The following is a 13,521-nucleotide window of genomic DNA, read 5'->3' as shown; positions in this document are numbered from 1 at the left end:
GTTCAGCCCTCCCCGGCGACGTCGGCCGCCGATTCCGCCACGGCCTTGAGCGCCAGCACGCCGCGCGACACCACCTCGGCCTTCGCCGCCAGGCCGCCGATCCAGGCCTGCCGGCTGTCGCGGAAGTGCACCTGCACCGGAACGACCTCGAGGCCTTCGCCCCGGCGCACGAACACCGAGGGCTGTCCGGCCACCGCGATGACGGCGGTGGCGGGCACCCGCGCCACACCGCCGTCGGCGCGGCGCGAAATGCCCAGCTCGAGCAAGGCGCCGGGCACCGCGGCACCGGCCGGGAGATTCGCCATGACCGGAAGCGAGCGTGTCACCGGGTCGATGGCGGCACCGACGCCCACCACTTCGCCAATGGCGCCGTCGGGCGTGGTGGCGCGCATGCCGACCGCCAGCTGGCCGGCCAGGCGCGCCGGGGCCTGGCCTTCCGCCACCAGGCCGTCGCCGCTGGCGATCTCGACCAGCACGTCGCCGCCCTGGAAGGGACTGCCGGTGGACACGTGGCGGCGCAGCACCTTGCCGGCGACGGTGGCGCGCAGGACCAGGCCGCCGTCGGCGGACACCTTGGCCGACTGCAGCGCGGCCACGTCGGCGCGGGCTTCGGACTGCAGGGCCGACAGTTCGGCCCGCGTCGCTTCGTGTTCGCGGCGCGCGATCACGCCGGCGGCCAGCAGGGCCTCGCTGCGTGTGGCCTGGCGCGCGAGCGCGTCGAGCCGGGCGGCGCGGCCGCTGGCCGCCGCCAGCGCGGCCGACCAGTCGGCGCTGGCCAGCGCCAGCAGCGGCTGGCCAGCGGTGACGGCATCGCCGTCGGCGACCAGGGTGCGTTCGACCGTGCCGGCGTGGCGTGCCGCCAGGATGGTGCGCGCACCCGCCGCCAGTTCGGCCTGGGCCGGGATCGTCACCACCGGGATCCAGTCGGCCGGCTCGGCGCTGGCGAACGCCAGTCCCATGGCCTCGGCCTGGGCCGGCGTAACCGGCAGCGGGGCGGCGGGGGTGCCGGCCGACGCGAAGGCAAGCGCGAGGGCCAGGGGCAGCAAGGTCGGGAGGCGGGGCACGGGCGGGTCTCCGGGGTCGTTTCCGCCCACGATCCCGCGCGAAGCTTTGGCCGTGCTTAAGCCGCGTTCGAATCCAGTGCGGTCCAGCCCGACACCGTGGCCCGGAGCCATCCGGTCTCCAGCGAGAAGCCCAGTTCCAGCCCCTGCGCCTGCGCCAGCGCGCGCGCCAGGGCCAGGCCCAGGCCCGCGTGCGGGATGCCGGTGGCCCCGCTGGCGGCGCGGCCGCCGCGGAAGAAGCGCGTGCCCAGCTGCGCCAGGTCGGCCGGGACCAGTTCCGGGGCTTCGTTTTCGATCGTGAGCACGCCCGGCCCCGCCTGCAGCGCCACCCGCACCGTGCTGTCCCCGGGCGCGTACTCGAAGGCGTTGCCGAGCAGGATCGCGAGCAGGCGGGCGGTCATCGAGGCGTCGGCCTGGACCCAGCATTCCGCCGGCAGGGCCATCGAACAGGCGACGCCGCGGCGCTGGCGCAGGGTTTCCAGGCGCCGGCAGGAAGCGCCCAGCATCGCGACCAGGTCCAGGGGTTCGACCTCGGCCTGCACCAGGCCCGCCTCGTGCCGGGCCAGGCTGAGCAGGGCCTCGACGGTCTGCTCCATTTCGCCGCCCAGGCGCGCGAGTTCCTCGAGCGAACGTCGCTGCCGCACCGGGTCATCCACCAGCAGGCTGGTCTCGGTGATGGCGCGCAGTTCGGCCACCGGGGTGCGCAGCTCATGGGCCAGGTCCTGGGCGAAGCGACGCTCGCGCTCGAGGTTGCGCAGCAGGGTGCCGATGACCTCGTCGAAGCGTCGAGCGACGGGCTGCAGTTCGCTGGGCAGCGAAGCGTCGTCGATGGCGAGGCCGGGGCCGGACAGGCGCACGGCCGCGATGCGGTCGGCCAGCTGGTCGAGCGGGCGCAGGCCCAGGCTGGTGCCGCGCCAGGCCAGCAGGATCGCCAGCGCCAGCGCCAGCGCGACGGTGCCGCCGGTGAGCAGGTGCAGGCGTTGCTCGAGCGCGTCGATCTGCTCGCGCTCCTCGGCCACCACCAGCACCAGGTGGCGGCGCGGATCGTCGGCGCCCAGCACGTAGCGGCGCGCCACGGCGCGGCCGCGGTGGCCGTCGGGCAGCGGCAGGTCGTAATGGCGGAAACCATCGGGGCCGAGGCTGGGCGGGCGCTGGAGATCCACCGACTGGGTCGAGGCGGAGCGCGCGACCACGTTGCCCTGCGCGTCCCAGGCCTGGAAGAAGTCGCGGTGGCCCTCCTCGCGGAATTCCGGCATCCAGCGTTCGATCGGCTGGGCGCGGTCCACGCGCGCGCCCAGGTAGGCGGCGATGGCGTTGGCGCGCGAACTCAGGCTGTCGTCGAAGCGCCGGTAGATCTCGCCGTCCACCATGGCGTCGAGCGACAGGAACAGGCCGCCCAGGGCCAGCACCAGCGCACCGGCGACGCCCAGGCCGATGCGCTGGCGCAGCGAACCGGGACTAGCGGGCCACATAGCCGAACCCCCGCCGCGTTTCGATGAGGTCCTCCAGGCCGCCGCGCGCGAGCTTGGTGCGCAGGGTGCTCATCAGGACCTCGATCACCTTGTCCGAGGCCTCGCTGTCGCTGGCGTACAGGCGCTCGAACAGCTGCGGACGGCTGTACACCCGGCCCGGGTGGCGCACCAGTTCTTCCAGCAGGGCGTACTCCTTGGGGGTCAGCCCCAGCGTGCCCTGCGGCCCGGCGGCGGTCCGGCGCGCGGTGTCGATCTCCAGCCCCCGGTGCCGAAGCACGGGCTGCGGCTGGCCCGGGTGGCGCCGCGCCATCGCCAGCACCCGGGCCCGCAGTTCGTCGAAGGAAAAGGGTTTGACCAGGTAGTCATCGGCTCCCGCGTCCAGGGCTCCCACGCGCTCGCCCACGGCGTCGAGGGCCGACAGCACCAGCACGCGGGCCGCCAGCCGGCGGCGCCGGATCTCGGCGAGCAGGCCGCGGCCATCGAGCTGGGGCATCATCAGGTCAAGCACGATCACGTCGTAGTCCCCGGCGTCGAGGTAGGGCAGGGCCGCGCGGCCGTCGCAGGCCACGTCCACGGCCAGGCCGGCGGCGGCCAGGCCGGTGCGCAGGGCCTCGCGGAGGCGTTCGGAGTCCTCGACGATCAGGACTTTCATGGGGAGGCAGGGGTGGCCATCCTTGCAGTGTAGGGGCCAGGCTTTGGCCACGCTTAAGCCCGGCGGCCCCTTGAACCCGGCCGGGCCACCCCCAGAACAGGTTGACGGCCCGGGGAGCGGCTGTTCTGTTTATGGAACAGACAGGGAACTTTCGGCCTCTTTAGCACTCGAATGACCCGAGTGCTAAACTGAATCCATGAGCGAGGATCGAATGACCACCACGGCTTTGATCGCCAACAACCTGCCGGTTCCCAGTGCGCTGGGTTCCCTGGACGCCTATATCGCCGCGGTCAACCGCGTGCCGGTGCTGAGCGTCGAGGACGAGCAGGCCCTGGCCCGCCGCTATCGCGACGAGGAAGACCTGGACGCCGCCAAGGCCCTGGTCATGTCGCACCTGCGCTTCGTGGTGCACGTGGCCCGCGGCTACCAGGGCTACGGCCTGGGCATGGGCGACCTGATCCAGGAAGGCAACATCGGCCTGATGAAGGCGGTGAAGCGCTTTGACCCCGACCAGGGCGTTCGCCTGGTCAGCTTCGCCGTGCACTGGGTGCGCGCGGAGATGCACGAGTTCATCCTGCGCAACTGGCGCATCGTCAAGGTGGCCACCACCAAGGCGCAGCGCAAGCTGTTCTTCAACCTGCGCAAGAGCAAGAAGCGCCTGGGCTGGATGAACGCCGAGGAAGTGCGCGCGGTGGCCAAGGACCTCAACGTCTCCGAGCGCGAGGTGCTGGAGATGGAGTCGCGCCTGAGCGGCCGCGACATCGGCTTCGACGCGCCCGAGGATTCCGACGACGACGCCCCGCCGTCGCCGGTGGCCTACCTGCGCGACGCCGGCGACGACCCGGCCCTGGCCTACGAGCGCGCCTCGCACGAGGAAGACCAGCTCGACCTGCTGCGCGAAGGCCTGGCCGACCTCGACCAGCGTTCGCGCGACATCCTCAAGCGCCGCTTCCTGGGCGAGCCCAAGGCGACGCTGCAGGAGCTGGCCGACGAATACGGCGTGTCCGCCGAGCGCATCCGCCAGATCGAGGCCAACGCGCTGAAGAAGATGCGGGCGCTGTTCGCGGCCTGATCGCCGCCCGCGCCACGCAAGCACCGACGGCCCCGCGAGGGGCCGTCGTCGTTTCCGGGCTTCAGTCCGGGTCCACCAGCAGGCCGCGCTCGCGGGCGATGTGGGCCAGTTCGCCGGGGTGCCGGGCGCCGAGCTTTTCCATCAGGTTGGCGCGGTGGCGGTACAGGGTCTTGTCGCTGATGCCCAGGGCGGCGGCCACCACTTTCGGCGGCAGGTTCGACAGCAGCCCGCGCAGGGTTTCGCGCTCGCGCGCGGTGAGCGTGCTGGCCGGCGGCGTGGCCGAGGTGGGCGAGAGGTCGGAGCTGAGCACGCGTTCGCCGGCCAGCACGCGGCGCAGGCCGCCCAGCAGTTCCTCGGCCGCCACCGCTTTGCTGAAGTAGCCCTGGGCGCCGCGCTCGAGCGCGCGCACCACCAGGCCGGGGTCGTCGTGCATGCTCAGCACCACGCAGCGCATGGCCGGGAAGGTTTCGTGCAGCTGCATCAGCAGCACCAGGCCGCTGCTCTCGGTGCCCAGGCTCAGGTCGACCAGGGCCAGGTCCGGCGAATGCCGGCGCGCGGCGGCCAGGGCCTCGGTGGGGTTGCCGGCCTCGGCCACCACTTCGAAGCCGTCGGCCTCCTCGAGCAGGCGACGGAAGCCCTCGCGGACGATGGCGTGGTCGTCGATCAGCAGGATGCGGTGCATACGCGAAGTCTCGCAAACCCGGACAGGGCTCCGCAGAGAAAAATTCCCAGCGGTGGCGGGAGCAGGCCGCTAAGCTTGCCGACCATGGCGACCCCGCGGCAAATCCAAGGCTGGCCCGCACGCTGGCTGGAGGCCCGCGCCACCACGCCTGCGCGCGCCCTGGCCATCGGCGCCGGGCTGGCGCTGGCGGTCGCGCTGCTGCTGCTGCCGCTGTCCTTCGTGCAGCGCTACCAGTGGAACCTGGCCACCGGCCTGGTGTTCGTGCTGGCCTGGTGCCTGCCCACCCGCTGGTGGCCGTGGCTGGCCGGCGGCACCATCGTCTCGCGCATCGCCATGGGCGTGGTCATTGGCGAGCGCAGCGGCTACCACGGTGGCTTCCTGGCCTACTGGGCCGATCCGCTGCAGTTCGTGCTGGGCAACGTGGCCGAGCCTTTCCTGGTGATGACCGGCGCCTTCCTGCTGCAGGGCTGGCAGGTGCATCCCGGCGTGCGCGTGGGCATGCGCACCGAGGGCAAGGTGCACCTGGCGGCGCTGGTGTCCTCGCTCGCCGTCACGCTCAAGGACCTGGCCTACGTGCTCAACGAGGGCTTCGTCGCCGACGTGAAGCTGGCCGTGGTGGTGGGCCCGCACCCGCTGCGGGGCGAGGGCGCGTGGGCGCTGCTGGGCGAATTCGCCACCATGCACGTGCTGGGCAACATGATCGGCATCCTGCTGCTCACGCCGCTGGTGCTGTGGCTGTTCGCGCCGCGGCCGCTGTCGCCGTCCGCGCGGGTGCTGGGCTGGGCGCTGGCGCTGATGGCGCCGGCGATGGCGCTGTTCGTGGTGCTGAGCCTGCAGTTCCCCACCTCGGAATTCGCCGAACTGCTGCGGCGCCTGCTGGTGGCGGTGATCGCCGCCTTCACCATGTGGCACGGCTGGCGCGGCGCGGTGGTGTCGATGCAGATGCTCACCGCCGCGGTCGCGCTGGAAGTGTGGCTGGGCCTGCCGATGCTCACGCCCATCCTGCTGCAGACCTACCTGGTGGTGACCGGCACGATGATGCTGCTGTTCGGCGGCTCGGTGGACGACTACCGCCAGCAGGCGGCCGACCTGCTGCATGCGCGCCGGCGCGAGCTGCGCCTGCTGGCAGAGCTGCAGGACGCCGCGCTGCGCAACCTGCAGCTGGAGGAGGCCGAGCGCCGGCGCCTTGCGCGCGAGCTGCACGACGAATTCGGCCAGAACCTGGCGGCGCTGCAGACCCACCTCAAGCTGGCCGCGCCGCACCTGGCGGTGTCGGGTCGTCCCGGCATGTCCGACCTGCTGCTCGAGCTCACCCGCACCATGCAGCGCAACATCAGTCGCGTGCTGGGCGACCTGCGCCCCGCCGGCCTGGAGCAGCTGGGCCTGTTCGGCGAACTCGACCGCGGCAGCATCCGCCGCCTGGTGGACGACGCCGGCCTGGCGCTGGACGTGCGCCTGGAAGGCGACGCGCGCCTGCTCGCCGAGCTCGACGCCACGCATTCGACCGCCATCTACCGCATGGCGCAGGAGTCGATGACGAACATCGTGCGCCATGCCGGCGCGACGCGCTGCCTGCTGCGCATCCGCATCAACCGGCGCAACGGCGCGCTGTGGGTGTTCCTGGACATCCGCGACGACGGCAACGGCCGGCTCGAGCGCCTGAGCCCCGGCAACGGCCTCACCGGCATGCGCGACCGCGTGCTGGCGCTCAACGGCGCCCTGCACCTGCGGCAGCTGTCGCCGGGCCTGCGGCTGCACCTGCTGGTGCGCCAGGACGGCGTGGCGCCTCAGTAGAGGTCGGTCGGGTCCACGTCCAGCGACCAGCGCACCCGCCGCGCCGAACGCAGCGCGTGCAGCGCCGGCAGCGCGGCGTTGAGGGCCGCATGCAGCGGGCCGCGTTGCGCCGCCTCCAGCAGCAGCTGGCCGCGCGCCATGCCGGCGCGCCGCGCCATGGGCGCGGGCATGGGGCCGTTCACCGACAGCCCCTCGCGCCCATCCAGCGCCGCGCGCGCCTCCTGCAGGAAGCCGTGCACCTCGGCCTCGGTCCCGGCTTCGGCGCGCAGCATGGCCAGGTGCGTGTAGGGCGGGAAACCGGCCGCCTCGCGTTCGGCCAGCTGCAGCGCCGCCACCGCCGGGTAGCCGCCGTTGAGCAGGGTGCCCAGCAGCGGGTGGTCGGGGTGGTGGGTCTGCAGCAGCACTTCGCCCGGCAGCGCGGCGCGGCCGGCGCGGCCGGCGACCTGGATCAGCAGCTGCGCCAGTTTTTCGCCGGCGCGGAAGTCGGCGCTGAACAGGCCCTCGTCCACGCCCACCACCGCCACCAGGGTGAGCCGCGGCAGGTCATGGCCCTTGGCCAGGATCTGGGTGCCCACCAGGATGCCGGGCCCGTCGCCCAGCGTGGCGAGGTGGTCTTCGAGCGCGTTGCGGCGGCGGGTGGTTTCGCGGTCCACGCGCACCAGGCGCGCGTCGGGGAAACGTTCGGCCAGCGCCTTCTCCAGCCGTTCGGTGCCGGCGCCCTGCGGCTGCAGCGCCAGGCTGGCGCAGTCGGGGCAGGCGTTGGGCGGCGTGGCGCGCGCGCCGCAGTGGTGGCAAACCAGCCGCCGCCCGCCGGCGTGCACCGTCATGGCGGCGTCGCAGCGCTTGCAGTGCGCGCTCCAGCCGCAGTCGTGGCAGATCAGCACCGGCGCGTAGCCGCGGCGGTTCTTGAACACCAGCGCCTGCTCGCCGCGGGCCAGGCAGGCGCCCACGGCCTCGAGCAGCGCTTCCGACAAACCGTCGCGCAGCGGCCGCTTGCGCACGTCCACCACCCGCACCGAGGGCGGCCGCGCGCCGCCGGCGCGCTGGGCCAGGCGCAGGTGCCGGTAGCGGCCGGAGAGCGCGTTGTGCAGCGATTCCAGCGAAGGCGTGGCGCTGCCCAGCAGCACCGGCACGCCGAGCTTGCTGGCGCGCACCAGGGCCAGGTCGCGGGCGTGGTAGCGGATGCCGTCCTGCTGCTTGTAGGAACCGTCGTGTTCCTCGTCCACCACCAGCAGGCCGGCCTCGGGCAGCGGGCAGAACACCGCCGAGCGCGTGCCCACCAGCACGCGCGCCCGGCCGCTGGCCATGGCGGCCCAGGCGCGGGCACGTTCGCCGTCGGCCAGGCCGGAATGGAAGGCGGCCACGGGCACGCCCAGGCGGGCGCGGAAGCGCGCCAGCGTCTGCGGCGTGAGGCCGATCTCGGGCACCAGCACCAGGGCCTGCTTGCCGGCGGCCAGGCAGTCGGCGATGGCCTGCAGGTAGACCTCGGTCTTGCCGCTGCCGGTGACGCCCTCGAGCAGCACCGGCCGGAAGCCGCTGCCTTCGCGCAGGGCCGCCAGCGCCTCGGCCTGGCCCGGCATCAGCACCGGCGGCGGGGCCGGCGCAGGCGCGTCGCCGGGGCCGTCGAGCACCACGCGCCCGGCCAGGCCGCGCTCGGCCAGGCTGCGGGCGGCGGGGCGCCAGGCCTCGTCGGCGGCGTCGAGCACGTCTTCGGACAGGGCCCCGGCCTGCAGGCGCAGCAGCAGCCGGCGAGGCTTGCCCTCGCGGCCGGGCGCGGCGGCCGCGGCCTGGCCGGCGGCAGTGAGGGCCCAGCCGTAGCGGGTGGTGTCGGGCAGGGGCTGGCCGGCGCGCAGCAGGGTGGGCAGGGCGGTGGCCAGCACCTCGCCCAGCGGGGCGTGGTAGTAGGCCGCGGCCCAGCGCAGGGTGTCGAACAGTTCGCCGGCCAGCAGCGGGGTGTCGTCCAGCCGGGCCAGCACCGGCTTCAGCGCGGCCGGGTCGCCTTCCGGGGCGCCCACGCCGACCACCACGCCCACCTGCTCGCCCGAGCCGCGCCCGAACGGCACCCGCACCCGGCAGCCCACCCAGCCGGCATCGGCGGCCTGGCCGGCGGGCGGGCGGTAGTCGAAGTCCCGGGGCAGCGGCACCGGCAGGGCGACGCGCAGCACGGGGTCGGGGGTGGCGGACATCCGCCAAGTCTAGCCTGTGGCCGGCTGGCCGCCCTGTGGATGGACTTGCGCCGCATTGCTGCCAAACGCATCACAAAGCGGAGGTAAGCTGCTGTTCACAAAACCGAAAGTCCCTTATCCACATGCTTTGTGGATAACTCTGTGGAAGGGGCCTTGGGCAAGTCTGCGCACCCCCTGTCTGCACGGCTCCACAGCCGGGTTGGTGATTTTTTAACCAAGGCGTCATAGTCTTTTGGAATCAAAGGCTTGGCTCAATCACAAAACAGTCATTGGCGCCGCGGGGCCGTCCGGCGGCCTTCTTCACGGCCTTGCGCTGCCGCTGTGCACAACGTTCCACGCCGGAAGCCGCGCCGGGCTTGGCTGAGCAAGGATTTTCCGGCTGTCAACCGCTGCTTCGGGTCGTTCGCTGGCTAGAATGGGGGGTGATTTCCGACCCCCCGATGTCCGCACAAGCCCCTCTGTCTCCCGCCCTCTCGGCCTTCCTGCGCGGCATCGAGCGCCGCGCCTTCGTGTTCGCCCAGCTGCAGTGCGGGCGGGACCGGGAAGCCTTGGCCGCCGTGGGGCGCGCCATGCGGGCGTTCGGGGCCGTGTCGGCCGCCACCCCGCTGTCGGGCTGGCCGGCGGGCTTCTGGTCGCTGCTGCTGGCCCAGGCCGAGCTTTCCGACGGCCAGTCCACCCTGCCCGAGCTGGCGGCCCTGAGCAGCGGCCCCCGGGCCGCCCTGCTGCTGCGGCTGGTGGCGGGCCTGGACTTCCCCCATGCCGCCCAGGTGCTGGGCGTGGGCGAGGCGACCTACCGCTTCGCCCTGCAGCGCGCCCTGCACCAGCTGGGCGAGGCCGGCATCAGCTATGCCGCGCTCGGCCAGCTGCGCGAACGCCTGCACCGGCAGGTGAAGACCCTGCCCGAGGCCACCGTGGCCGCGCTGGCCGACGAGCGCGGGCGGGTCTCGCGCGGCGAGCCCGAACCCGCGCCGCCGGCCCCGCCGCCGCCGCCCCCGGCCTGGCTGCGCCGCCTGCCCTGGGTGGGCCTGGGCCTGCTGGCCCTGGCCTTCGCCGCCACATTCTGGGAGCCGGCCCCGCCGCTGCCGCCCGGTGGCACCGAAACCCTGCCCCCGGAACTGCCGGCCGAAGCGCCCGCGCCCGCCGCCGCGGCGCCGGTGGACGCCGACCGGGTGATCCACCCCGATTACGCCGCCCTGGCCGAGGCGGTGGACGACACGGTCTCGGCCGACCTGGCCTTCCACAGCTGGCTGGCGGGCACCGCGGCGCTGGCCCCGGCCCCGGCCGGTGGAGCACCCCTGCCGGCGCCGGTGGACGGCCCCGCCGACGACGTGGCCAGCTTCGAGGCCCTGCCCGCGGCCCAGCGCACCCTGCTGGTGCCGCTGGCCGGCGCCTGGCCCAACCTCGACCCGGACACCCGCCGCCAGGTGATCGCCCACGCGGCGCACTGGCTGGCGCTGGACGAACCGGCGCGCCAGGCCCTGCGCGAGCGCATCGCCGCCTGGGACGCGCTGCCCGCCGCCGAGCGCGCCCGCCGCCGCGGCACCCACGCCGCCTGGCTGTCGCTGCGCCCGGAAGAGCGCACCCGGGTGCAGGCCGCGGCGCTGGCCTTCGCCGCGCTGCCCGAGGCCGAACGCAAGCCGCTGCAGGACGCCTTCGCGGCGCTGCCCGACGACCAGCGCGCCTCGTGGTGGCTGGGGCCCGAAGTGGGGGGTTGGTTCGCGCCGCTGCAGCCGCTGTTCGCCTACGTGCCCGAGGCGCAGCGGCCGCAGCTGCTGGAAATGCTGCGCGGCCTGTCGCCGGAAGCGCGCACCGACCTGGCGCTGCTGGCTCGCCGCCTGCCGGCCGACGCGCGCGAGACGCTGCGCCGCGACCTGCTGTCGGCGCCGCCGGAAGCGCGTGAGGCGCTGCTGCGCGAACGCCTGGGCCAGTAGCCGGCGCGGCTCAGACGTTGACCAGGCTCACCATCAGGCTGATGCCGGCGCCAATGCTCACCAGCATCAGGTAGCAGGTGCCCAGCACGCCGTACTTGAGCAGGGTCATGATCCATCCCTGGCGGTACACGCGCTTTTGCATCAGCAGCAGGTAGAGCGGCATCCAGGCGATCATCGCCACTTCCACCCAGCCCATCGCGCCCGCCAGCCAGGGCAGCGCCGCCACCCAGTCGGCGCCCACGTCCAGCAGCACCACCACCAGCAGCGCCCCGCAGAGGAAGGCGTGGCTGTGCAGGGCGACGATCAGGTGCTCCATGTACAGGCGCTTCTTGAACACGTAGGCCACCTTCAGCAGCAGCGCGAACAGCGGCAGCAGCACGAACAGCGTGGTGGGCACCGTGGACAGGAAGGCGTCCTTGAGCAGGTTCGGATCTTCCTGGATGCGCTTGATGTTGCCCTGGGCGCGGCCGGCCTGTTCGTTGAGCTTGGCGTTGGCGGCGTCGGGCAGGAAGCCGATGCGGATCGGGTTCTTCTGCGGGTGCCAGGGTTCGCCGTTGAACGACATGGACGGTTCGCCGGGTTCGGCGCCGCGTACCGGCACGGGTTCGCCGGCGGCCTCGGCGCGGCGGATTTCCTCGATGCGGCGCTCGGCTTCGTTCTCGATGCCCTTCTCGGCCACGTCCAGGCCGATGCCCACGCCGGGCACGTCGGCGGTTTCCTTGCGCGCGCGCTGCAGCTCGGCCACGGCCTGGTCGCGCAGCGCCTCGACTTCCGCCACCGTCGTGACCCGGCCGATCTCGCCCACCTTGCTGGCCTGGCTGGCGCCGGCCTCGTCGTCGACGACCGCGCCCTTGTCGATGTCGAAGCTCAGCTGCGCGGCGAAGAACGCCACCAGGCTCATGAACACGAACAGCCGCACCGGGCTGACGTAGCGCACGCGCCGGCCGGCGAAATATTCCAGGCTCAGGTAGCCGGGCTTGAACAGCAGCGGGCCGAGCGTGCGCAGGATGCGCGAGTCGAGCTCGAACACCGAATCCATGAAGTCGCCGACGATGCTGGTGAAGTGCCTAACCAGGCCCTTGGTGGGCTGGCCGCAGGCGTAGCAGTGCTCGCCCAGCAGGGGCACGCCGCAGTTCTGGCAGCGGCGCTCCGGCGCGGCGGTTCCGTTCGGCGGGGCGGTTTCAGGGCTCATCACGGGCTCCGGCAGGGCTGCCGCTAATATAGCGGGCCGCCGCCCCGCCCGAAGCCCCCATGAGCCGTACCGAAAGCCGCGCCGCCCGCCTGCTGCGAGAAATGCGCGTCAGCTTCGTGCTTGCCTTGCCGCTGGTGCTCAGCCAGGCCTCGTCCATGGGCATGAACATCGTCGACACCGTGCTGGCCGGCCGCCATGGCCCGGTGACGCTGGCCGCGGTGGGCGTGGGCAGCGCGGTGTGGAGCGTGGTGATCCTGGTCAGCATCGGCGTGCTGATGGCGGTGCCGCCGACGGTGTCCCAGCTCAACGGCGCCGGCCGCCGCGGCGAGATCGGGCCGGTGTTCCGGCAGGCGCTGTGGCTGGCGCTGGCGCTGGGCCTGGGCCTGGTCGCCGTGGTGCGGGCCGGCGCGCTGGCGCTGGAGCCCATGGGCATCACCGCCGAGGCGCGGCCGGAAGCCGTGGCCTTCCTCAAGGCCATCAGCTGGGGTGCGCCGGGCCTGGCGCTGTTCTTCTGCCTGCGCAACCTGAGCGAAGGCGTGGCGTGGACGGTGCCGTCCATGGTGTTCGGCGTGGTCGGCCTGGCGCTGCTGGCGCCGCTGGGCTACGCCTTCATGTTCGGGCTGGAGCTGGGCGCGGCCGGCCTGGGTTACGCGGTGGCGCTGGTGCTGTGGTGCCAGGCGGCCGCCATGGCCACCTACCTGGCGCGCTCGCGCCGTTTCGCCGACCTGGGCCTGTTCGCGCGCTTCGACCCGCCGCGCTGGCCGCCCATTCGCGCGCTGCTGAAGCTCGGCCTGCCCATGGGCGTGTCGGTGTTCATGGAAGGCAGCCTGTTCGTCGCCACCGCGCTGCTGATCGGCACGATGGGCACCACCCAGATGGCCGCGCACCAGATTGCCATCCTCGTCGCCAGCCTGTGCTTCATGGTGCCGCTGGGCGTGGCCATGGCCACCACGGTGCGCGTGGGCCACGCGGTGGGCGCCGGCGACCTGGCCGGCGTGCGCTGGTCGGCGGCGGCGGGCTACGCGCTGGCGCTGCTGGCGCAGACGGCCTCGGCCATCGGGCTGGTGGCGGGCGCGGCCTGGCTGGCGTCGCTGTTCACCACCGACGCCGCCGTGGTGGCGCTGGCCAGCCTGCTGATGGCCTACGCGGCGGTGTTCCAGTACCCCGACGGCATGCAGGCGCTGTCGGCCGGCGCGCTGCGCGGCATGAAGGACACGCGGGTGCCGATGTTCATCACCGTGCTCGCCTACTGGGGCCTCGGCCTGCCGCTGGGCGCGTGGCTCGGCATCCACCTGGGCCAGGGCGCGCCCGGCCTGTGGACCGGCCTGATCCTCGGCCTCAGCGCCGCCGCCACCCTGCTGGGCTGGCGTTTCTGGCGGCTTTCGCGCCGCCCCCTGCCGGCCGTCGTGGTGACCTGACGCCCATGCGGCCTTCACCCCCGGTCGGTATGCTGTGGGTTGGATGTTATGGAGTTTCCCC

General features: G+C 73.4%; 10 protein-coding genes. 4 read left to right on the top strand and 6 right to left on the bottom strand.

Annotated features, from left to right (window positions below):
• Positions 1 to 2: 2 nt before the first annotated feature.
• The 3 genes from ACE3Q2_RS05445 to ACE3Q2_RS05435 are packed head-to-tail and all read right to left on the bottom strand — an operon-like array spanning position 3 to position 3,185.
• Positions 3 to 1,064, bottom strand: coding sequence for an efflux RND transporter periplasmic adaptor subunit (locus tag ACE3Q2_RS05445; protein WP_374473304.1), 1,062 nt, complete (start codon positions 1,062 to 1,064; stop codon positions 3 to 5).
• A 56-nt stretch (positions 1,065 to 1,120) separates the two neighbouring features.
• Positions 1,121 to 2,533: a histidine kinase dimerization/phospho-acceptor domain-containing protein gene (locus ACE3Q2_RS05440; protein WP_374473303.1), complete on the bottom strand. Its 1,413-nt coding sequence runs from the start codon at positions 2,531 to 2,533 to the stop codon at positions 1,121 to 1,123.
• Positions 2,520 to 3,185, bottom strand: coding sequence for a response regulator transcription factor (locus ACE3Q2_RS05435; RefSeq protein ID WP_231697856.1), 666 nt, complete (start codon positions 3,183 to 3,185; stop codon positions 2,520 to 2,522). Before ACE3Q2_RS05435 ends, ACE3Q2_RS05440 begins: the two co-directional genes overlap by 14 nt.
• A gap of 196 nt (positions 3,186 to 3,381) precedes the next feature.
• Here ACE3Q2_RS05435 and rpoH point away from each other — a divergent pair, with 196 nt between their 5' ends.
• Positions 3,382 to 4,257 (top strand): RNA polymerase sigma factor RpoH, encoded by an 876-nt coding sequence (rpoH, locus tag ACE3Q2_RS05430; protein WP_374473302.1) that lies wholly within the window; start codon positions 3,382 to 3,384, stop codon positions 4,255 to 4,257.
• 61 nt (positions 4,258 to 4,318) lie between these two features.
• Here the strand turns inward: rpoH and ACE3Q2_RS05425 are convergent, their stop codons facing one another.
• On the bottom strand, positions 4,319 to 4,939 hold the full coding sequence (locus ACE3Q2_RS05425; RefSeq protein ID WP_374473301.1) for a response regulator: 621 nt from the start codon (positions 4,937 to 4,939) through the stop codon (positions 4,319 to 4,321).
• Positions 4,940 to 5,023: 84 nt separating this feature from the next.
• Between ACE3Q2_RS05425 and ACE3Q2_RS05420 the strand changes: the two genes are divergently transcribed.
• Positions 5,024 to 6,733, top strand: a complete 1,710-nt coding sequence (locus ACE3Q2_RS05420; protein WP_374473300.1) for a histidine kinase — start codon at positions 5,024 to 5,026, stop codon at positions 6,731 to 6,733.
• On the opposite strand, the gene ACE3Q2_RS05415 is transcribed toward ACE3Q2_RS05420, so the two are convergent.
• Positions 6,727 to 8,919 carry a primosomal protein N' gene (locus ACE3Q2_RS05415; RefSeq protein WP_374473299.1) on the bottom strand — a complete coding sequence of 731 codons (2,193 nt, stop codon included), beginning with the start codon at positions 8,917 to 8,919 and terminating at the stop codon, positions 6,727 to 6,729. The two genes, ACE3Q2_RS05420 and ACE3Q2_RS05415, sit on opposite strands and share 7 nt — an antisense overlap.
• A gap of 440 nt (positions 8,920 to 9,359) precedes the next feature.
• On the opposite strand from ACE3Q2_RS05415, the gene ACE3Q2_RS05410 reads away from it, so the two are divergent.
• On the top strand, positions 9,360 to 10,850 hold the full coding sequence (locus ACE3Q2_RS05410; RefSeq protein ID WP_374473298.1) for a DUF3106 domain-containing protein: 1,491 nt from the start codon (positions 9,360 to 9,362) through the stop codon (positions 10,848 to 10,850).
• 10 nt (positions 10,851 to 10,860) lie between these two features.
• Here ACE3Q2_RS05410 and ACE3Q2_RS05405 read toward each other — a convergent pair whose 3' ends face one another.
• Positions 10,861 to 12,042, bottom strand: coding sequence for a DUF3667 domain-containing protein (locus ACE3Q2_RS05405; RefSeq protein WP_374473297.1), 1,182 nt, complete (start codon positions 12,040 to 12,042; stop codon positions 10,861 to 10,863).
• Positions 12,043 to 12,101: 59 nt separating this feature from the next.
• Between ACE3Q2_RS05405 and ACE3Q2_RS05400 the strand changes: the two genes are divergently transcribed.
• On the top strand, positions 12,102 to 13,460 hold the full coding sequence (locus tag ACE3Q2_RS05400; protein ID WP_374473296.1) for an MATE family efflux transporter: 1,359 nt from the start codon (positions 12,102 to 12,104) through the stop codon (positions 13,458 to 13,460).
• Positions 13,461 to 13,521: the final 61 nt, after the last annotated feature.

This window comes from Arenimonas sp., from assembly GCF_041913985.1.
In the GTDB taxonomy this organism is placed as follows: domain Bacteria; phylum Pseudomonadota; class Gammaproteobacteria; order Xanthomonadales; family Xanthomonadaceae; genus Arenimonas.
Note: the sequence above shows the minus strand (reverse complement) of the source record. Positions and strands in the feature narration are given on the sequence as shown.